The sequence below is a fragment of the Rhodococcus sp. RCBS9 genome (assembly GCF_029457415.1).
Classification (GTDB): domain Bacteria; phylum Actinomycetota; class Actinomycetes; order Mycobacteriales; family Mycobacteriaceae; genus Rhodococcus_F; species Rhodococcus_F qingshengii.
Window position 1 is genome coordinate 2,156,594 of the sequence record NZ_CP120422.1, and the last position, 19,530, is coordinate 2,176,123.

The 19,530-nt window shown below is 62.0% G+C and carries 15 protein-coding genes; 11 read left to right on the forward strand and 4 right to left on the reverse strand.

The genetic code is table 11. The features are described from left to right. Positions 1–2 precede the first annotated feature (2 nt). Positions 3–830, reverse strand: coding sequence for a transglutaminase domain-containing protein (locus P0M12_RS10315; protein ID WP_277377655.1), 828 nt, complete (start codon positions 828–830; stop codon positions 3–5). 88 nt (positions 831–918) lie between these two features. Between P0M12_RS10315 and P0M12_RS10320 the strand changes: the two genes are divergently transcribed. After that, positions 919–1,932 (forward strand): ABC transporter substrate-binding protein, encoded by a 1,014-nt coding sequence (locus tag P0M12_RS10320; protein ID WP_007730352.1) that lies wholly within the window; start codon positions 919–921, stop codon positions 1,930–1,932. Here the strand turns inward: P0M12_RS10320 and P0M12_RS10325 are convergent. Continuing rightward, complete coding sequence (locus tag P0M12_RS10325; RefSeq protein WP_118605975.1) at positions 1,907–3,199, reverse strand: MFS transporter; 1,293 nt, start codon at positions 3,197–3,199, stop codon at positions 1,907–1,909. The two genes, P0M12_RS10320 and P0M12_RS10325, sit on opposite strands and share 26 nt — an antisense overlap. Positions 3,200–3,331: 132 nt before the next feature. Between P0M12_RS10325 and P0M12_RS10330 the strand changes: the two genes are divergently transcribed. Then, a complete protein-coding gene (locus tag P0M12_RS10330) occupies positions 3,332–4,453 on the forward strand; it encodes an endonuclease/exonuclease/phosphatase family protein (RefSeq protein WP_064075055.1) in 1,122 nt (373 codons plus the stop codon). Here P0M12_RS10330 and P0M12_RS10335 read toward each other — a convergent pair. Continuing rightward, the gene (locus tag P0M12_RS10335; protein ID WP_277377656.1) at positions 4,424–5,503 is read right to left on the reverse strand and encodes an alpha/beta fold hydrolase; all 1,080 of its coding nucleotides are present in this window, start codon (positions 5,501–5,503) and stop codon (positions 4,424–4,426) included. The two genes, P0M12_RS10330 and P0M12_RS10335, sit on opposite strands and share 30 nt — an antisense overlap. Before the next feature lie 106 nt (positions 5,504–5,609). Here P0M12_RS10335 and P0M12_RS10340 point away from each other — a divergent pair, with 106 nt between their 5' ends. Continuing rightward, positions 5,610–6,212 carry a TetR/AcrR family transcriptional regulator gene (locus P0M12_RS10340; protein WP_277377657.1) on the forward strand — a complete coding sequence of 201 codons (603 nt, stop codon included), beginning with the start codon at positions 5,610–5,612 and terminating at the stop codon, positions 6,210–6,212. Here the strand turns inward: P0M12_RS10340 and pip are convergent. After that, positions 6,200–7,159 (reverse strand): prolyl aminopeptidase, encoded by a 960-nt coding sequence (gene pip, locus P0M12_RS10345; protein WP_007730337.1) that lies wholly within the window; start codon positions 7,157–7,159, stop codon positions 6,200–6,202. The two genes, P0M12_RS10340 and pip, sit on opposite strands and share 13 nt — an antisense overlap. 101 nt (positions 7,160–7,260) lie before the next feature. Between pip and P0M12_RS10350 the strand changes: the two genes are divergently transcribed. From P0M12_RS10350 to P0M12_RS10385, 8 genes are all read left to right on the forward strand, one after another. Next, on the forward strand, positions 7,261–7,719 hold the full coding sequence (locus P0M12_RS10350; protein ID WP_277377658.1) for a hypothetical protein: 459 nt from the start codon (positions 7,261–7,263) through the stop codon (positions 7,717–7,719). Between the two features lie 4 nt (positions 7,720–7,723). After that, positions 7,724–8,320: a hypothetical protein gene (locus P0M12_RS10355; protein ID WP_003943061.1), complete on the forward strand. Its 597-nt coding sequence runs from the start codon at positions 7,724–7,726 to the stop codon at positions 8,318–8,320. Between the two features lie 84 nt (positions 8,321–8,404). Beyond that, positions 8,405–9,019, forward strand: a complete 615-nt coding sequence (locus P0M12_RS10360; protein ID WP_030536169.1) for a TetR/AcrR family transcriptional regulator — start codon at positions 8,405–8,407, stop codon at positions 9,017–9,019. Between the two features lie 15 nt (positions 9,020–9,034). Next, the gene (locus tag P0M12_RS10365) at positions 9,035–9,895 is read left to right on the forward strand and encodes a 3-hydroxyacyl-CoA dehydrogenase (RefSeq protein ID WP_030536170.1); all 861 of its coding nucleotides are present in this window, start codon (positions 9,035–9,037) and stop codon (positions 9,893–9,895) included. A gap of 168 nt (positions 9,896–10,063) precedes the next feature. After that, a complete protein-coding gene (locus tag P0M12_RS10370) occupies positions 10,064–11,107 on the forward strand; it encodes a ParB/Srx family N-terminal domain-containing protein (RefSeq protein ID WP_064687904.1) in 1,044 nt (347 codons plus the stop codon). Between the two features lie 182 nt (positions 11,108–11,289). Continuing rightward, complete coding sequence (locus P0M12_RS10375) at positions 11,290–16,758, forward strand: glutamate synthase-related protein (protein WP_277377660.1); 5,469 nt, start codon at positions 11,290–11,292, stop codon at positions 16,756–16,758. Positions 16,759–16,791: 33 nt separating this feature from the next. Further along, complete coding sequence (locus P0M12_RS10380; protein WP_277377661.1) at positions 16,792–18,564, forward strand: sulfite reductase subunit alpha; 1,773 nt, start codon at positions 16,792–16,794, stop codon at positions 18,562–18,564. Between the two features lie 46 nt (positions 18,565–18,610). Beyond that, complete coding sequence (locus P0M12_RS10385) at positions 18,611–19,504, forward strand: hypothetical protein (RefSeq protein WP_277377662.1); 894 nt, start codon at positions 18,611–18,613, stop codon at positions 19,502–19,504. Positions 19,505–19,530 lie beyond the last annotated feature (26 nt).

Sequence of the window (19,530 nt, forward strand, 5' to 3'; positions counted from 1 at the left end):
TCTCAGAAACGAATCAGCTTGTCCGGCACGCGCAAGTCATCGTGCTCGTACAGTGCTCGCACGGCAACGGGATCGTCGGCGGCGCACACCGCGGCGACATCGTCCAACAGTAGGTCGTAGTCGGCGCCGGTCTTTCCGTCGTAGGCGTCCGTCATACGACCCCACTCGTCCCACGGCAGAGTTTCGATCTTGTTCATCGCGGCGAGATCCTTCACAGCGTTGCCGCGGATCTCGGCCGGCCCCCAGTTCTCGGTGCCGTACACCCCGAACTGGGACCCGTCGATCTCGCCGCGTCGATACGCCAGCCACGCCTCACCACCACTGAGGAATTCTCCCGACTGCAGATCATGGGCGTGAGGAAGGACGTTCTGTCCGAGGATCTCGGAATCGATGCGGATCCACCGCTTGCCCGCGTCGTCCCAGTACTCGGTGATCCAGTGGTCCACGCCCTGTCCCGGTTGAAAGTACGTGGCAAAACCACAACGGACCCGGGCGGCAAAACCGCGGTAGCGCAGAAACGCACAACTCGAAACTGCAAAGTGCCGACAGGTTCCGACGACCCGCTTGTCGGGTTCACGGGCGGAGGTCACCGGTGCCGGATCGAGCGCAAGCAGGCGTTGGAGCAGAACGCTTACCGGCCGGATCTGGTTTTCGTCGAATCGGTCGGCAGGCAGATTCAGCGACTGAGCATCGGTGGGTTGGACCACCAGGTACGGCACTACCCGGCATATTTTCACGGGGTCGGTGGAGAGCGACTCGAGGGCGAGCATGTCCACCCCGTCGATGCGGGTGAACGGTCCTGCTGATGTGTAGTCGAGAACCGCCGTCATGGGCGGAGGTTAACAAACACTGCCGACACAGCAACTCCACTATGGTTAGGGTCCCATAACCATGAAACCCGAGGTTGCCGTGAACCCTATGTTGAGCCGCCGTGCCATGCTGTCCGTCACCTTCGCAACAGCAGCCGGTTTCGCCCTTGCTGCCTGTGGCGACAGCGCGAAGGACGAATCCACTCCCGGCACCGAAGGTGCTCACGCCGAGGCCAACGCCTTCCCGGTGACGATCGACCACAAGTTCGGCTCCACCACCATCGAGCAGGCACCCAGCCGCATCGCAGCGGTCGGTATCGGCGACGCGGACGTTTTGCTTTCCCTCGGGCTGACGCCCGTCCTGGTCCCGGTGTGGAAGGGATCGACCGACGACGGAATCGGCGTCTGGGCCGACTCCGCAGTCCAGGGCGCCGAGCCGACGCCATTGGCCAACGCCACCACCGATTTCGACATCGAAACGATCGTGGCTGCAGCGCCTGACCTGATCATCGCCGTCAACAACGCGATCGACGAGGATCTGTACAAGCAGCTCAGCGCCATCGCGCCGACGGTGCTGCACGCCGCCGATCAGACGGATTGGGTTCTGCCCTGGCAGGAAGTCACGACCCGCATCGGTACGGCTGTGGGCGTTCCCGCGCAGGCAAAGAAGGAGGTCCAGGAAGTCGAAGACCTCATCGTTCGCACCCGCGCGGAGAACCCCCAGTTCGAAGGCAAGACAGCAGCTCTCGTCATTCGCTGGAGCGACGGAAATCTGCGAGCGTTCAGCCCCGAGGCAGCGCGGGCTCAGCTGCTCACGCAATTGGGATTCACGGCGCCTGCCGCACTGAAGGATCGGTTCGCGGGCAAGCTGAACTACGAGATCTCCGCCGAGAACTACGACCTCCTCGAGTGCGACTACCTGCTCTTCGACAACTACGAGAAGGCTCGCGCCGAGATGGAGTCGCAGCCGGCGTTCACCAATCTGAACGTGGTCGAGACCGGAGGCCTGATCAGCTTGGACCCCATCGTCAGTGACGCGGTGTCCATGCCGAACCCACTCACCATTCCGTTTGTGCTGGAAGATTTCGTCGCAAAGATCAATCAGACGATCGCTGGTCGATAACTTTCGTTCGGCCTGACCACACCCACAACACCACAGCCGACACGGCCACGCAGAGCGCAACGATCACCCATGGTGACGCCGGCGCTGCGTGGCCGTTGTCGACGAGGTCGTACACGAATCCGACTCCCACGGTTCCCAGGAGCGCGAGCAGACCGCCGATCGTGTTGAGCATGCCGAAGTGCGCTCCGAGGTTGCTTTCACGACCGAGGATCGCGATGGTGTCTCGCATCGGCGGCACCATCAACATCTGTCCCAGGTGCAGCAGCCCGATCCACACCGCCAGACCGACTATCTGCGTCGACGCCGAAGCTGCGGAGTCGACGCCGGTGACCAGCGGAACCAGGAACGACACCGAAATGAGCACAAGCCCGAAGGTGATCGCGCGCCGATGCCCGATGCGGTGGGCAACCGCGACCGTCGGTCCCTGCCCGACGATCACCAACACCGCCGCGCCCACGTAGAACCATCCCAGCGCCGACTGCGAACCGATTCCGCGCTCGAGCTGTTCCGGAAGCATCAGGTACAGCTGGCTGTACGCAACCAGCTGAAAACTGCAGAGTGTCGCGAAGAGCAGAAAGTTGTTGTTGGTCAGGACGCTTCGCCAGACATCGCGCAGCGTATAGGTCGACACCGGGCCGTCGTGGGCATCGCCCGGTCGGGGGAACCAGATGAAGAACCCGACCCACATGATCGCAAAGAGCAACGCGGCGCTCGACGCCGTCCACGAGAACGGAAACATCAACAGAGCAGCTCCCAGCGCCGGACCGATCACGGTTCCCAGGCGGCTGCACATCTGTTCCACTGCAAACAAATCGGTACGACGCATAACTCCGGCGGACTCGAGTTCGCGTCCGTACTCCGCGTTGGCCGACTCCACTGCGGGCGCGAAGAGCGCGGCAGCAAAGCCGACCAGGAGCACGCCGACGATCACGGCGCTCACGCTTTCTGCCAGACCGAGCATCAGAAAACCGACTACACGAACGGCTATGCCCAGCAGGATGATCGGACGCTTGCCGAACCTGTCGGCGAGGCTTCCACCGATGAAGAACATGCCCTGCTGACTGAACATCCGCAATCCGAGGACGAGGCCGACAATCCAGGCCGCAAATCCGAGGTCCTCCGAAAGGTGCACCGCCAGAAAGGGGACAACCAGATAGAACCCGATGTTGAAGAGCACCATCGAGAGGAGGAGCAGCTTCACCACCGGCGGCAGGACACGAACCTTCGCGAAGGTCTTGTTACCGGGGAAACGCTCACTGAGTACCACGATCAGAAGACTATTGCCCGCACGGCGTTCTGTGGAAATCTGCCATTTTACAATTGGTTAACTGTCCGTTTAGGTAGCGATGGTAATCATCTTCCGGGGGTTCGAGCACACGACAACGAGAGCCGGGATTTGATGAATGGATTGACGCGCCGCCAGATGGTCAAGGCGATGGCGGTAGCCGCGGGCACAGTCACCGCGAGCGCATTTACATTGGGTGCCAATACCTCCGTCGCGGGGGCGAGCCCCGCGCAGGAGATCAAAGTGCTCTCCCTCAACACCTGGCACGGCGGAACCAAGATCAACGGTGGCCTGCAGCTGATCGCCGACATGATCATCTCGACACAGGCGTCGATAGTTCTCCTGTCGGAAGCCGGCACTGCGACAACTGCATTGGCGGACATGCTGACCAAATCAGGAACCACCTTCTACGGAGCAGCGTCCTCCGACGTGGGGATTCTCTCCAAGTTTCCGATCGAGGAAACAGCCGACCTGAACTCGATGATCAAGGCAGTCGTGACGGTCGACGGCAAACAAATCGCCGCCTACTCGGCACATCTGGCCTACACGTCCTACGCGACGTATCTACCGCGCGGATACGGCGCGGGTGTTCCCAAGCCCGGAGAGTTCTCCGAGTTCGGCTGGAACAAGATGCCGTCCGGTCCGGTCACGGACCCCGAGACGGTTCAGCGCGTGAACATAAATTCGGGACGACCCAAGGCAATTTCGACGTTCGTCGACGATGCGGCAAAAGAACGGGCCAAGGGCAGATCCGTCATCCTCGGTGGCGATTTCAACGAACCATCGGCCCTGGATTGGACCGACGGCACGCGAAATCTGTTCGACCACAACGGTGTAGTCGTTCCTTGGGAATCCACCCGCCTGCTCGACCAAGCCGGATTCGTCGACGCTTACCGCAGTAAGTACCCGAACCCGGCCACACACCCGGGCTTCACCTGGCCGTCCGACAATCCCGACGTCGACACCTCACAGCTCACCTGGGCACCCGAGGCAGACGAACGCGATCGGATCGACTACATCTTCGCCGATCGCGCTTCCGACCTGAAGTTGGGATCTGTAGGAATCATCGGACCCCGAAAGACGATCGTGCACAACCAAAGAGTGGAAGAGAACTCCCAGGACAACTTCATCGCTTCGCCGACGCCGTGGCCGACCGATCACAAAGCCGTTCTTGCGACGTATCGTTTTGCCAGCTTCGGCGGCGGATCATCGACCGGTTCGTGGAGCGGTTCCTGACAGGGCATCTCGTAGCCAGTCGATCATCATCGGCGTCAACTCGGGCAGCTTGGTCACTGCGCAGTGCCCCGCATCCGGGATGACGTGTACCTGAGTGTTCGGGCGCTCCTCGAAGAGAGTGGTGTCCGAGAGCGGAATGTGAACGTCGTGGGCCCCGTTGACCACAAGCATCGGGGTCCGGCCGTCGTCTGCGGTCATCAAGGCACTGCGATCGAAAGCACGGAGACCTTGTACCAGTGCATCTTTGGTTGCCGGCGCATCGAAACCCAGTGCGTTTCCGACGATGTCACCCATGCCGTAGACCAGGCGCTCCGCGTTCGCGGTCTCGAACGCGCCCTTGACCGGGGCGCCGATGTTGATCACCGCATCGACGGCGCCGGTCAACCCCGACCGCACGGCGAAGTTGCCACCGAAGGAGACTCCCAGGTGTGCCACCTGGCCATTGCCGAGGGCGCGAGCCGTCGCCACCAGTCCGTCGATCACCTCGTCACCGAAAGCGTCGAGAGGAACCGGTGATTCACCAGTTCCCGGCTGGTCGAAGGCAACAACAGTCACTCCGGCGTTCTTCGCGAACGCACTGACCAACGGATGCATGTCCATCTTCCAGCCGTCGACGCCGCCGCTGAGCAACAGGGCGGGTGCATCCTCGTACCTTCCGTCCACGGAGAGAATGTGTACCGGTAGCTCGATCTCGCCGTTTCGGTAGGGCAGGGACAGGATTCGACGCTCGAACTCGAGCCCGAATCCCGGTGCTGCCTTGACGTATTCGTCCACCTGATTCTGCAGGGCCCGACGCCGCGAATCGTTGGCCAGGACGGGGAACTTGGCGATTCCGTAGATCATCGCCGCGAGTGAATGATTGCCGGCCGCGGAGTACTTTGCTGCCAACGCCGACCACTCGTACGACCAACCACCCGGCGCATCGGCCCAGGTCGAGTGGATGGACGCGCGCAGTTCCTCGAGATCCGAGACGGGGAGCCCGAAGCTCAGAAACTGTCCTGTGCGCTCTTCGAAGAGGCCTCGGTGATCGACAGGAAATTCGTATGACATGGGAAAACACCCCTCAATTTATCTCTAATGCAACGATCAGTTGCATTAGCTCAGTGAACCACGTGCCTCCAGCTAACACAACACCTTGTTGCGATAAGGTTGGCTCATGACTTCGACACCACAACGGCCCGGAGGGCGTAGTGCCAGGGTGCGCGAGGCCGTCCTGGCAGCCACGGCGGCCGAATTGTCCGAACGCGGATTCGCGGCGATGACTATCGAGGACATAGCCGCCCGCTCCGGAGTCCACAAGACCACGATCTACCGGCGGTGGAGCACGCTGTCCCAGTTGGTGGCCGACGCGGCGAGCGAGGTATCGGCAACCACCGTCCCCATCCCGGATACCGGTTCCATCGAATCCGACCTGCGCGAGATGGCCAGATCGATAGTCGCACTGGTGACCAGCGAGTCGGGCGGCGCGTTGGTGGCTGCACTGTTCTCCGACGCGGTCCGCACGCCCGAGGTCGCGAGACTCAAGCGCGAGTTCTATTCCGCACGTTACGAACTGGCAGACATCGTCGTTCGCCGAGCAGTCGAGCGCGGGGAGATCTCCGAGAAGGTCTCGGCCGCTGATCTTCTGGCGGCCGTCGCCGCACCCATCTACTATCGCCTGCTGGTCGCCGATCTACCCGTCGACCAGTCGGTTGCCGATCGTGCTGCTGCCGGCGCGCTCGCTGCGGCCCGCGCCGGGGCACTCGATCAGGCCGAATGAGCCAGTGAATTCAGCGCTTCCACGATTGCCTCGTTGAATCCGCTGCCGCCATGCCCGGCGCCGTCGAGTACCACCAACTCACTACCCGGCCAACGCCGGTGGATCGCCCAGGCAGTGTCGAGTGGCCCGGAAATGTCATACCGTCCGTGCACGAGAATCGCGGGAATCTCAGCGAGACGGTCCATTCCGTCCAATATCTGATTCGGCGCCAGGAAGCAGTCGTTACCCCAGTAATGCGTAACCAGCCTGGTCATCACCCGGCGGAAGTCCGGATTCTGGTATCGAACACTCGGAGTCCACCCCGGCATCAGCGACACGTGCACGTCTTCCCAACGGCACCACTGCAACGCGGCATTCTCGCGCACAACAGGATCCGGATCGGCAAGCAGTCGCGCGTACGCCGCGGGGAGGTTTCCGTCACGCTCGTCCACCGGCAACGGCGCCACGAACTCTTCCCATTCACGCGGAAATACCCGGCCCATGGCACGGGTGATCCACTCGATTTCGACCCTCGTCCCGCCGGTGATCGCGCCCAGGGCCATCGCTTGCACCCGCGCGGGAAACGCCTGCGCGTACACCAGACCCAAACTCACGCCCCAGGAAAGTCCCGTGACGATCCATCGCTCGATACCGAGATGCTCACGAAGACGCTCGATGTCTTCCACAATGTGCGCCGTGGTGTTCACGGTCAGATCGACGTCCGGACTGCTCGCTAGCGGAAGACTGCGCCCACAGCCTCGCTGATCGAACAGAACTGCGCGAAAGACTTCGGGATCGAAGAAACGCCTGGCGCCGACAGTGCATCCCGAACCGGGACCGCCGTGGAGGTAGAGAACCGGAATGCCCGCAGGATTGCCGACTGTCTCCCAGTACAGACTCTGACCATCCGCCACTTCCAACAGACCGGACTCGTACGGTTCGACGGGCGGGTACAGGACAGCAGTCATAGGCGGTGATTCTTCCATCAAGCTGCCTACTCGAGTAGGCAGCACGCGGCCGAGCAATGGCCTAGCGTGGACAGGACACCACTGCGACGGGAGTACACCAGATGCGTGATGGGTTCAGGTTGCCGGGATACGGCGGCGCCGCAGTCTTCCTTCGCAGTCATGCGGTTCCCGCCACTGTCTTCGAATCCGACGTGCCCACACTCGTTTTCGACGTCGGACTGCTCAGCCCCGACCGCTTCAATCAGTATCTCAGCCGACATACGGACGACGGATTCGTCGAACGGCTGGCGGCGTTCTTCTTTCACGCGGCCGCAGACTTCCATCCCGAGAAATCGCTTCCGGCGTTAACCGACGAACGACTCGGGCTGATGATCTCGGTCTGTTCCAGCACCGATCGAGAGGTGGAACTCGACTTCTCACTCGCCGAGGATCCCGAATCGGAGGACACCGAACGCGACGAGATGACCTTCGAGACAAGCCGAGTCGTCCTCGCGACCTCGGCGCAGACGGTTTCTCGACTGACCGGTGGAGTAACCACCCACTTCGACGGGGAGTTGTAGAGACATGGGTTTTCTCTTCGAGGTTCTCGATTTTCCCGAAGGCAGTCGGATGACCGATCTGTGGAACAACACATGGGCTGAGCCGGCAATGGGCGAGGAGATTGCCTCCGGCCACTTCATTCATCTGGGCGACGATCAACACGTCGACGTGGAGACCGATTTTCTCAGTAGCCACTTACCGTTCAACGTGGCAGGCTTCGGTGGAGTCTTTCCCGACGGCAAACCTTGGATGTTCGTCATGCAGAAGGCGCCGGCGGACCTCGCGACCAGGCTTCGCGGCGAGGACGATCCGCACTCACTTCTGCGCGGATCACTCGACCGCGCCATGTCTTTCAACCCTGATGCACTGGTGGCCGAGGAATTGTCCTGGAGGCACGCCGATCTGGTGAAGGTGTACGACGAAGAGGGAATCCCTGCGGTATCCGTCGCGGGCTGGTCGGTTGCGGATCTCCTGCGTGGCCTCTTGGCGCAGTGTTGCAACGTCGAACTTGCCGCCGTCGTCGCCGGATACCCAGAGTGCGCCTATCCCGAATCGGCGCATGCGTGCGAAGCGGACGTGTTCTCAGACGTGTTCGCCGGTTGGGTCAGCGGACTGCGGTGATGTGACGGAGGAGACTCCACCCTCCCGATATTTCGGAGTAGACTCATTTATGAGCGTGATCCGAAATGGAACGAGGTGAGCGGGATGACGAAGCCGGACCAAGAGCTGGGCCGTCGCGAACGCAACAAACTCGAGAAGCAGACACGCATCTTCGACGCCGCTGCCGAACTGTTCGCGGAAAAGGGCTACAGCGCAGTCACAACTCAAGAAATTGCCGACCGCGCCGATGTAGCCGGCGGCACTCTCTTTCGTTACGCCGCAAGCAAAGCCGAGTTGCTGCTCATGGTGTACAACGCGGAATACCGCAAGCAGATCGAATTGGGAGAAGAGCGTGAAGCCAAGTCGACCGGCACAGAAGATCGTGTGCTCGAGCTGGTTTCACCCCTGCTGATCGCAAGTCGCCGAAACGACGAGAACACCGGCATCTACCAACGCGAGGTGTTGTTCGGTGAGCCCAGCGAGTGTTTCCGGGCCGAAGGCCTGGAACTCTCGCAGCGCCTGCAAACGCGGATTGCGCAAATCTTGCACGAGGCACACCCCAACCACACCACCCGAACCACCACTGCAGCGCGAACGATTTCCAACGTGCTGCACTTCGAAATAGCCCGCGCGGCATTGGACCGGATCACGGCTGACGAACTCACGAACATCGTTGCCGCACAGGTCCGATTGACGCTTGCCGGACTACCCACCGAATAGGATTGAGGATCGAAAATGACTGAACTGAAGCAGATCACCGTTCTGGGTACCGGAGTTCTCGGCTCACAGATCGCCTATCAGACCGCCTATCACGGCTTCGACGTCGTCGCGTACGACATCAACGCCGAGGTCATCGAAAAGGCCAAGGCTCGGTTCGACTCGTTGGCCGCGGCCTACAAGGCCGAGAACGTCGAGGGTGCCAAGGAAGGCAAGGCTGACGAAGCGCTGCAACGTATTACGTACTCGTACGATCTAGGCGAAGCCGTCGCCAAGGCCGACCTGGTCATCGAGGCAATTCCCGAGGACATCGCCATCAAGCGCGACACCTACGAGAAGCTTGCCACGGTTGCTCCTGAGCACACGGTGTTCGCTACCAACTCCTCGACGCTGCTGCCGAGCGATCTCAAGGAGTTCACCGGCCGCCCCGAGAAGTTCCTCGCACTGCACTTCGCAAATCACGTGTGGGTCAACAACACTGCCGAGGTCATGGGCACCGAGTCCACCGACCCCGCCGTGTACCGCGAGGTCGTCGAGTTCGCGAAGAACATCGGCATGGTGCCGATCGAACTCAAGAAGGAGAAGGCGGGCTACGTACTCAACTCGCTCCTGGTCCCGCTCCTCAACGCGGCCTCCGACCTGCTGATCGACGGCATCGCCGATCCCGACATGGTCGACAAGACGTGGCGTATCGGCACCGGAGCCCCGTTCGGCCCCTTCCAGATCATGGACGTCGTCGGGTTGACCACCGTCTACAACATCTCCTCCCAGGGCGGCGAGAAGCAGCGCGAATTCGCCGACTACATCAAGAAGAACTACATCGACGAGGGCAAGCTCGGCGTTGCTGTCGGCGAGGGCTTCTACAACTACAAAGGCTGATCAACTGCAGGGCTGATCAACTAACCGGCTCACCGCGCGGTGGTTACGACGTGAATTCACGTGGTAGCCACCGCGCGGACGTCTGTTGTCAGTAAGTCCGAAACCACCCTGAGCGATTGTGACGCAAGCTTCTTCACGTGCGAACCCATCATCAGGAGAGATCCCCACATGCGTCGTTCCGCCATCTCGGCACTCACAACACTGGCACTGCTCGGCGCCGGAACATTGGTCAGCACTCCCGCTGTCGCCGCTCCCCTCGCGTGTGGCGGAATCTCCACCGGTTCGTTCTCAGGCTCCGCCGGCGGATCGGAGTACCTGTGCGCCAAGGAAGGTGATCTCCTGGACGTGCGCATCGGCGACGTTCACGCGACACAACCGTCCCTCGGCTACGACGAGGTGTACTACAAGCTCGGGCGATACACGCTCGGAAAAGACACGATCAACAAGAAGTTCGACGACTGGTGTGAGGCGAACGGCCAGATCCAGGCCGCGACCGCTACTGCGGCGTCGACACTGAAGGACCCGTCGTCCTTCACCTGCCAGCTCCCGGTGGGTCAGGAAACCGCGGAGAGCATCGCGCCCATGAAGACCGTGGTCGTCGGTCCCCGCGGCGATCTCTATCTGACCGACGGTCACCACACCCTCACCTCCTTCATCGAGACGGCCGACGGCGGTCCCGACCTGCACGTGCGACTGCGGGTTCTCGGCAACCTCAGCGGCTTGAGTGAAGGTGCCTTCTGGACCGAGATGGAGAAGAACAAGTGGGTCTGGTCGCGTGACGTCGACGGAAACCAGGTACCGGTCCAGGCTCTGCCGAAGAGCGTCGGCCTGGCCAACTTCGCCGACGACAAGTACCGCAGCTTGATGTACTTCTCCCGCGACATCGGATTCGCCGCAGGCACGATTCCGTTCCAGGAGTTCTACTGGGGCGCCTGGGTCCGCGACACCGCGCCCGTCGACCTCACCAACTGGAATCGCGATGATCTCTCCAGCTACCTGGGCACCGTGAAGTCGGTGACCCAAGCACAGACAGCGTTGACGGGCGATGCCGTCGTCGACAGCGGATTCACTGCCACCGATCTTGGCGTCCTGTCGGCCTGGAACGACGGCAAAGCCGAGTCCAAGGGCGAGTTCGCAAAGCTGTCCAAGCCGTACACAGACGACAAGCCGGGCAAGATCGCCTACGCACTTGCCTACAAAGCAACCCTCTGACCTGCTCAGATCCAAGTCACACCAAGTAGACTTGACTAAGGTAAGCCTCTACTCAGTAGTCTGATCCCATTCGGGTGCCGCTTCATCGAAGCAGCGACGCCCTGCCCTGACGGAATACATGCCGTCGTATCTGCCCGGTCGAACAATCTCCGGGCAACCAGGACAGGGAGAAGGTTGCTGCAGTGAGCACGTCCATCGTCGGTTTGTACGACCCCTCAGATGACAAGAGCAGTTGCGGGGTCGGGTTCATCACGCGCAAGGACGGCGTGCAGACCCACGATGTCCTGATCAAGGGGCGAGAAGCACTCTGCTCGGTACCGCACCGCGGCGGTATGTCCTCCGAGGGCGTCGGCGACGGCGGCGGCGTCTCGGTGGACCTCTCCCTCCGGTTCTTCCGCAAGGTAACCGGGCGCTCCGACCTTCGCGCCGGACGCTTCTGCGTCGGCAACTTCTTCCTTCCGGACGACGACGCCCAGCACGCTCGCGCTGCCGCCCTGGTCGAACGTGAACTTCTCGATCGCGGTTTCACCACTCTCGCAGTGCGCGACGTCCCGGTCGACAACTCGGCGATTCGGCCGGCCGCGATCGCGCATCAACTTCCGGTCAGGCAGTGGATTTTCGAGGTGCCCACTCCTCGCCCCGAGCCTGCGGTAGTCGATCGCCTCGTGCACGAAGCTCTGCTCGCCATCGAGGCAATCGCGTACAACACCCCTGCACTACGCGGGTTGTACCCACTCTCGCTCAGCGCGCGAACTCAGGTTCTCAAGGGTCGCTTGAACTCCGACGAAGTGATCCCGTACTTCCGCGACCTGGTCGACCCCGATCACGCCGTGCACACGATGTACTTCCATACGCGGTTCTCGACCAACACGGACCCGCATCCCACGATGGCGCAGCCGTTCCGGTTCATGGCTCACAACGGAGAACTGAACACGGACAAGAAGAATCGGCTCTCCGAAGCTGCTGTCGCCAGTGCAAAACGACGTGCGATCGTCCGTCCGCCCGGCCAGTCCGACAGTTGCCGACTCGATCAGACCCTGGAAGCACGCGTCATCGAGGACAGTGTCGACCTGGTGACGGCTGTGGTCTCGATGATGCCGCCTGCCTGGGAAAACGACACCACCCTCTCCCCCGCAGTGCGTGCGATGTTCGAGTACTTCTCGCTGTACGAGGAGAAGAACGACGGACCGGCAGCGCTGGTGTTCGGCGACGGCACCATCATCGGTGCGCGCCTGGATCGCCTCGGTCTGCGTCCACTACGCACGATCGAGACACACGACTACGTGTGCGCATTCTCCGAAGCCGGACAGATCGCGTTCGCACCCGAGACGGTGATTCACCGTGGCCGCGTCGAGGCCGGCGGAATGTTGTACTTCGATCATCGAGACCGCCATACCTACACTGCCCGCGAAGCTCTGGAAAAGATTGCCGCTCAGCGCGACTACCAGTCGTTGCTGGAGCAATCGCGAATCCCGATCGAAGACATTCCCGCCGTGCCAGCGGAGAAAGTCAGCTCCCCGACCCGCTACAACGGCACCTTCGAGGTTCATCAGCGCTACATGGCGTACTCCCTGGATCAGGAAAGTTTCAAATTCCTGATGGATCCGATGCTCACACACGGAGCCGAAAAGGTCTCCGCCATGGGTTACGGCAACGCCATCAACGCATTCAGCGACCGCGAAGGCGGCGTGGCTCGTTACTTTTCGCAGCGATTCGCCCAGGTCACCAACCCTCCCCTCGACAGCATCCGGGAAGCGGACGGTATGACTCTCAGGGTTGCATTGGGTGCGAAGATGTCCCCCGGACAGGGCAAGCAGATCGTCATCGCCTCGCCGATCCTCGGGCACCTGGACATGCTCAAGATCCGCGAACAGAACCACACTCCGCACCGCCGCTTCGAAATGCTCTACCCCGCCGAGGGTGACGCGCAGGCAATGGTCGACGCGATGACCGCGCTCGGCAACGCTGTTGTAGCCTTCGCGGCCGAACAGGGCGGAATCGCAGTCCTGACCGACCGCCACGTATCTCACGAGCGCGCAACACTTCCCGCGATCATGGTCGTCGGAGCATTGAACCAACGCCTCATCGACGCGGGCCTGCGATTGCGCGTCTCTCTCATCGTGGAGAGCGGCCAGATCGAGTCCTCACACCACGTTGCGGCCGCACTCGGTTTCGGCGCTTCCGCCGTCTACCCGCTGTCCGTTCAGTTGCGAGCCGAGGAGAAGTTCGCCGCTGACCCGGATGCCGCGTTCCGACGCTTCGCGAAGGCCGCCGAGAAGTCCCTGATGAAGACGATGGGACGCGTCGGTCTGTGCACCGTCGAAAGCTACATCGGCGGAGAATTTTTCGAACCCAACTTCCTCGATACGTCCGACCCTGTTCTGCGCCAGTGGTTCCCCAACATGAAGTCACCGGTGGGTGGCGTCGGTTTCGACACCGTCGCGGTGACCTCGAAGCAGTGGCACGAGCGTGCGAGCGCAGTCGGGGGCGAGAAGGATCTGCCACTGCTCGGCCTGTTCAAGGAGCGTGCAGACGGCGCAGGGCATTCGTTCGGTACCACCGCGGTCCGTAAGTACGTCGAACTCACCGAAGAGAAGATCGCGTTCGACAGTCCCTCCGGAACAGAACAATTCGAGGCTCTACGTCTACTGCCGCTCGGACGGCTCGACGACGCCTTCCGCCTCGACGCCGGGGCATACCGAGCGACGAGCTTCGACCGGTTGACCACCGAGCAGATCGACGACTTCGACATCACCGCCGGGTACCGGGACTTTTCCACTGTCATGGCTGCGGAACGATCGCGTCGTCCCGCCGCGTTGCGCGATGTCATCTCCGTGCCCGGTGATGTCACATTTGCGGTGACGACAGCCGAGTTCACCGACCAGATCAGCCGATTCTCGGTGCGCGGCAATAAGACGATCGTGATGCGTGGAATCCGGTGTGAATCTGCCGCGGACGGCCGGTACACACTTAGCCTGGACGGTCCACTGGCCGACGACACCGCTCGGGTGGTAGCACTCGGCGATGCTCTTTCCGTCGCTTTTGCCGACGACGTCACCATCGAGGCCACCGACCCGGATCTGGTGCTGAATGCAACCGGTATTGCGGCAGAGTTCCTGTCCAAGCTGAGGGTCGCACCGGCAGGTGTACCTCTCTCCGAGGTACAGAGTGCAAGCGACATCACCCCGAAGTTGGCGTCGGGTGCCATGAGCCATGGCGCACTGAACGCTCCGGCGCACGAAGCCGTCGCGCACGGCACGAACATGGTCGGTGCGATGTCCAACAGCGGCGAAGGCGGCGAACACCTTTCGCGCTACGACACGATTCGTGCATCGCGCATCAAGCAGTTTGCATCCGGACGCTTCGGAATCTGGGCGGGCTACCTCGCCGATCCGATGCTCGAAGAGATCGAGATCAAACTCGGCCAAGGCGCAAAACCCGGTGAGGGCGGGCAGCTTCCGGCCGCCAAGGTCACCGTCGACATCGCTGCCGCCCGCGGCGGAACGCCCGGGGTCGAACTGGTTTCGCCGCCGCCTCACCACGACACGTACTCCATCGAGGACCTCGCTCAGCTCATCCACGACTGCAAGGCAGCTCGCATTCGGGTGATCGTGAAGTTGGTGTCCTCGGAAGGAATCGGCACCATCGCCGTCGGTGTCGCCAAGGCCGGCGCCGACGTCATCAACGTCGCCGGAAATACCGGTGGCACCGGCGCAGCTTCGGTGACCAGCCTCAAATACGCGGGTCGTGCGGCCGAGGTCGGTATCGCGGAGGTCCATCAAGCTCTGTGTGCCAACGGCCTTCGCCAGAAAGTCGTTCTGCGATGCTCGGGCGCGCATCAGACCGGCAGCGACATCATCACTTCCGCCCTACTCGGCGCAGACAGCTTCGAATTCGGTACGTCGGCGCTGATGATGATGGGCTGCGTCATGGCCAAGAACTGCAACATCAAGTGCCCCGCCGGTCTGACCACCAACCCGGAACTGTTCGACGGCGATCCCCGCGCGATGGCGCAGTACCTTCTCAACATCGCTCACGAAACTCGGGAACTGCTCGCGAATCTGGGAATGCGGTCCCTTCAGGAAGCGCGGGGTCGAACGGATCTCCTGCATCTGCTCGATCACCCGTCTATTGTCGGCAATCTGAAGCTGGACGCGATGTTCGAGTCCGCCCCGGACATCACCATCGACAATCCTGTGTACCTCGAACGTGAGTACGCGCTCGACGAGAAGATCATGGACGAGGTTCGTACGGTGTTCTTCAACCGTGGCGAGGCCTCGGTCGCCGTGTCCGGACCTGAATTCGCCGAAGGTGCACTGCACCTGGGTAACCGGAACAAGAGCGTCGGTGGTCAGTTGGCGATCGACCTCGAACGCGAACTCAACTACGGAGCGGCCGGCCTTCTCGCTCCGGGAGTACTGACCGACGAGCGTGGGCGACGCTACCTGGCGCCGGGCAGCGTGCGCGTCCTGACGACCGGATCTGCGGGCCTGTCGTTCGGCGCATTCTGCAACGACGGCATGCACCTGGAACACACCGGGACATGTAACGACGGCGTAGGAAAGAGCATGAGCGGCGGCGTGATTGCCGTGCGCAGCCCAGGCGGCGGCTCCAGTGACGCCGGTGGAAACGTGTTGATCGGCAACTTCGCGCTCTTCGGCGCCACCGGTGGACGAGTGTTCGTCGAAGGTGAAGCAGGCGATCGCTTCGCAGTTCGCAACTCCGGCGCCAGTGCTGTCGTCGAAGGTGTCGGAGACTTCGCCGGCGAGTACATGACTAACGGTGCTGTCGTGAATCTCGGCGAGTTCGGCAAGGGTGTCGGCAACGGCATGAGTGGTGGCTTCTTCTACCAGTACGACCCTCGTGGCGAATTGGCACTGCGAGCAAGTACCGATTCCGTACTGCTGGGTTCGATCACCGCTGCGACCGACCCTCTTGCCGCCGTCCACAACCACGCAGTACAACTCCTGCTCGAACTGCATGTGGAGGCAACGGGATCCGCGCTCGGCACCCGACTGCTCGAGAACTGGGAAGTCGAACAGCACTCGTTCGTCTACGCGATGCCCAAGGCACTGATGCTCTACCAGGACAGTGATGCAATCCTGGCTGCGAAGTCGCACAAAGAGCTCCTCGAAGAATTGGCGTCCGCCATCGCAGCACGTCAGGTCCGCACCTTCAAACTCGCAGTGCGCGACGGGCGCCCCGCACTGAACGGAGCAGTCCCTGCCTACGGCGAGACCGATACGGCGACGATGTATGCGCTGCTCAGTGAGTACACCGTGCTTCACTTCGCGCAACAACTCGCCACCGCCCGCACGCCGGGTGCATCCGGACCCGACGATCCAGCAGTGCAGAAAGCGGCCCGAAACCTGGTGCTGACCGAGGACTTCGCCCTCGTCCAGCACTTGGTCAAGTACTCGAAAGAGATTCTGGCCGACTACGACGACGAACAGTTGGCTGCGCTGATTGCAGCCAAGCGGGTCGACGACTACAAGCAGGCGCTGAGCCTACGCAACGTGTTGGCCATGGACAGCCCGGCGACGTACGGGTGGATTCTGTTTCAAGACAACAAGAATCGGGACAAGCTCGGATCACTGCCGAACTTCGACGAACTGTTCGCTTCGCGCACGATCCCCGACCTGGTGTCCTGACCTCCTCCCCCGAAAGTAGGTGAGCTTCAAATCATGGAAATCCCGTACATCCCCGAATACGCACCGTTCACCGGCGACCAGCGCGCGTGGCTTTCCGGATTCCTGGCCGGTCTACACTCGCGAACTGTCATGTCCGGTCAAACCGGTACTGCAACAGCGACAGTGGAGAGAGCTGCCGGCGCAGCCGTGCACATCCTTTACGGAAGTCAGACCGGCAACGCGGAGTCCTTGGCTGAAGACGTAGCCGCAGCTGCTCGTGCCCACGGTCTCGAACCACTTGTCGCGGGTCTGGACACCGTGGATATCAATGCACTTTCCGCCATGCGCCGGGTGCTCGTCATCACCTCCACCTACGGCGAGGGCGAGATGCCCGACAACGCGCAGCTGTTCTGGGATGCAGTCGAATCCGAGAGTGCGCCCCGGCTGGAGGGTCTCTACTTCGGAGTACTCGCACTCGGTGACACCAGCTACGACGGGTACTGCCAGTCGGGAAAGAACATCGACGCCCGCTTCGAAGCGCTCGGCGGGACCCGGGTTGTCGACCGCACCGATTGCGACGTCGACTACGAGGATCCGGCGGCCGAGTGGATCGTTCGGGCCGTCGCTGCGGTGGCCGGTGTCGACGGTGATGCGGGGGCCGCTGCCTCGCCGGTTGCGCCCGCTCAGACGAAGACCAAGTCCCAGTGGACTCGCAAGAACCCCTATCCTGCAACCGTCCTCGCCAACCGGCTGTTGTCCGGCGAGGACTCAGCCAAGGAAGTCCGCCACTTCACCTTTGCGCTCGGCGAGGACGGTCTGGACTACGAGGCCGGAGATGGATTGGGCATCCGCCCGATCAACGACCCCGCCCTCGTCGAGGCGATCATCCATCAGCTCGGTGTCAGCGGCGATTACGTGGTTACCGCGAAAGACGGCTCGTCCGCACTGTTGGACCAGGTGTTGACCAGCGACTACGAGATCTCCATTCCCTCGCGCGATTTGATCGAAGACATCGCCCGACGCAGCGGCGACGCCGAACTGCAGCATATTCTCGACACGGAAGATCGGGAAGCGCTCGATGCGTGGCTGTGGGGCAAGGACGTTCTCGATCTCCTCCAGTTGGACAACAGCATTCGCCTGAATCCCGAGGATCTGCTTACACTTCTTCGCCCGCTGCAACATCGGGTCTATTCGATCTCCTCCAGCCCGCTGGCCCACGACGGCACCGTCCATCTGACGGTAGCGAGTGTGCGCTACCGCTCGGGCGAGCGGGACCGCGGCGGCGTCTGCTCGACGTACCTGGCGGACCGCGTCGGAGAGGGCGATCGGGTCGGAGTTTTTGTCTCCAAGAACAATTCGTTCCGCCTACCCGCCGATGACGCTGTTCCCGTCGTGATGATCGGCCCCGGAACCGGCATCGCACCCTTCCGCGCTTTCCTGCACGAGCGTCGCGCGCGCAACGCGTCGGGGCAGAATTGGCTCTTCTTCGGCGATCAGCATCAGTCGAGCGACTTCATCTACGAGGACGAGTTGAACGGGCTGACCCGTGACGGTGTCCTGACTCGCCTCGATCTGGCCTTCTCGCGCGATCAGTCCGAGAAGATCTACGTCCAGACTCGTATGCGCGAGCAGGGCCGAGACTTGTTCGACTGGCTCGAAAACGGTGCGCACGTGTACGTCTGCGGCGACGCCACTCGGATGGCAAAGGACGTCGACGACGCATTGCACGAGGTCGTCGCCGAGCACGGTGGGTTGGATGCGGACGCCGCCGAGGATTACGTCAACAACCTCAAACGATCGAAGCGGTACCTAAGGGATGTCTACTGAGATGTGCCCGCACCGTGGCGAATGTCGTTGCGCAGCTTTGGCACGCATGTCGGACCTGGACGCACTGCTTGCGCGTCCGGGGTTCCGTGGTGGACTGATCGACACCGCACCTGACGTAGTCGGCAAAATGTTGCCGCTCTTGGACGACACGGTAGCAATCACCGTCGCAGGCCCGGTGGCTGTCAACGACTCGGGCAAGTACTCCGTTCCGACAGTTCCCGGCGATCCGTTGGTCTGCGCGCCCGGGCTCGTCTCTCTGCGTTTGAACGTTGCCTCCCTCGGCTCGGTGGTGACCACGGAAGCAGAGCAGCACCTACCGCCGACGCTCCGCATGTTCGACATCCACGGATCAAGTTCACACACCACGTATTTGACCCCGGCCTCGGATCGTCTCGCCTTCGAAGCGATGCGAACTGCGCCGAGCACTGCGAGGGAAACAAGCCCTCCCATCCAGACGTCGAATACGCCCGCATTCTGGGCCCAGGCCGATCAGCTGACACAGCTCGACTTCATCCTCGCGGACGGCGGCAGCGAACGTCGTAGCGGCCTGGTCGCTCTGGGCGCCCTCGGTTACCGGCGAGTCGATCCTCACCTCATGGCTGCCGGGATGGAGCACCTGTCCTACTACCAACTGCCCGTCACGACCGTCGTCGCCGGGAACGGATGCCTGCAGATCCACCGTGGTGACCTCGACGCCGCAGCCATGTTCGGGGGGACGCTGACTTTGGCGTCCGACACCTGCCGGACGATGATCGACCTGAATGGTGTCTCGGAGTGCTGGCTGACCCTCACCCACGGCGTTCACGGCCTGACCAGCTCGATCGAGATGTACGACTTCCGCCGCAAATGCGTGGCAGTCTTCACCCAAACGGGTCCAACCGAACCCGCAGTCATGGGCGTGTGGGAAGACGTCATGAGTTCCATCTCGGCCGCATCCTGACACCGACGGATGCTGGGCAAGTGTAA

Coding starts and splice junctions, on each gene's coding strand:
- P0M12_RS10370 (WP_064687904.1), top strand. CDS start 10,064: ATGCGTCGTTCCGCCATCTCGGCACTCACAACACTGGCACTGCTCGGC.
- P0M12_RS10330 (WP_064075055.1), top strand. CDS start 3,332: ATGAATGGATTGACGCGCCGCCAGATGGTCAAGGCGATGGCGGTAGCC.
- P0M12_RS10335 (WP_277377656.1), bottom strand. CDS start 5,503: ATGTCATACGAATTTCCTGTCGATCACCGAGGCCTCTTCGAAGAGCGC.
- P0M12_RS10320 (WP_007730352.1), top strand. CDS start 919: ATGTTGAGCCGCCGTGCCATGCTGTCCGTCACCTTCGCAACAGCAGCC.
- P0M12_RS10360 (WP_030536169.1), top strand. CDS start 8,405: ATGACGAAGCCGGACCAAGAGCTGGGCCGTCGCGAACGCAACAAACTC.
- P0M12_RS10385 (WP_277377662.1), top strand. CDS start 18,611: ATGTCGGACCTGGACGCACTGCTTGCGCGTCCGGGGTTCCGTGGTGGA.
- P0M12_RS10340 (WP_277377657.1), top strand. CDS start 5,610: ATGACTTCGACACCACAACGGCCCGGAGGGCGTAGTGCCAGGGTGCGC.
- P0M12_RS10315 (WP_277377655.1), bottom strand. CDS start 830: ATGACGGCGGTTCTCGACTACACATCAGCAGGACCGTTCACCCGCATC.
- P0M12_RS10350 (WP_277377658.1), top strand. CDS start 7,261: ATGCGTGATGGGTTCAGGTTGCCGGGATACGGCGGCGCCGCAGTCTTC.
- pip (WP_007730337.1), bottom strand. CDS start 7,159: ATGACTGCTGTCCTGTACCCGCCCGTCGAACCGTACGAGTCCGGTCTG.
- P0M12_RS10365 (WP_030536170.1), top strand. CDS start 9,035: ATGACTGAACTGAAGCAGATCACCGTTCTGGGTACCGGAGTTCTCGGC.
- P0M12_RS10355 (WP_003943061.1), top strand. CDS start 7,724: ATGGGTTTTCTCTTCGAGGTTCTCGATTTTCCCGAAGGCAGTCGGATG.
- P0M12_RS10380 (WP_277377661.1), top strand. CDS start 16,792: ATGGAAATCCCGTACATCCCCGAATACGCACCGTTCACCGGCGACCAG.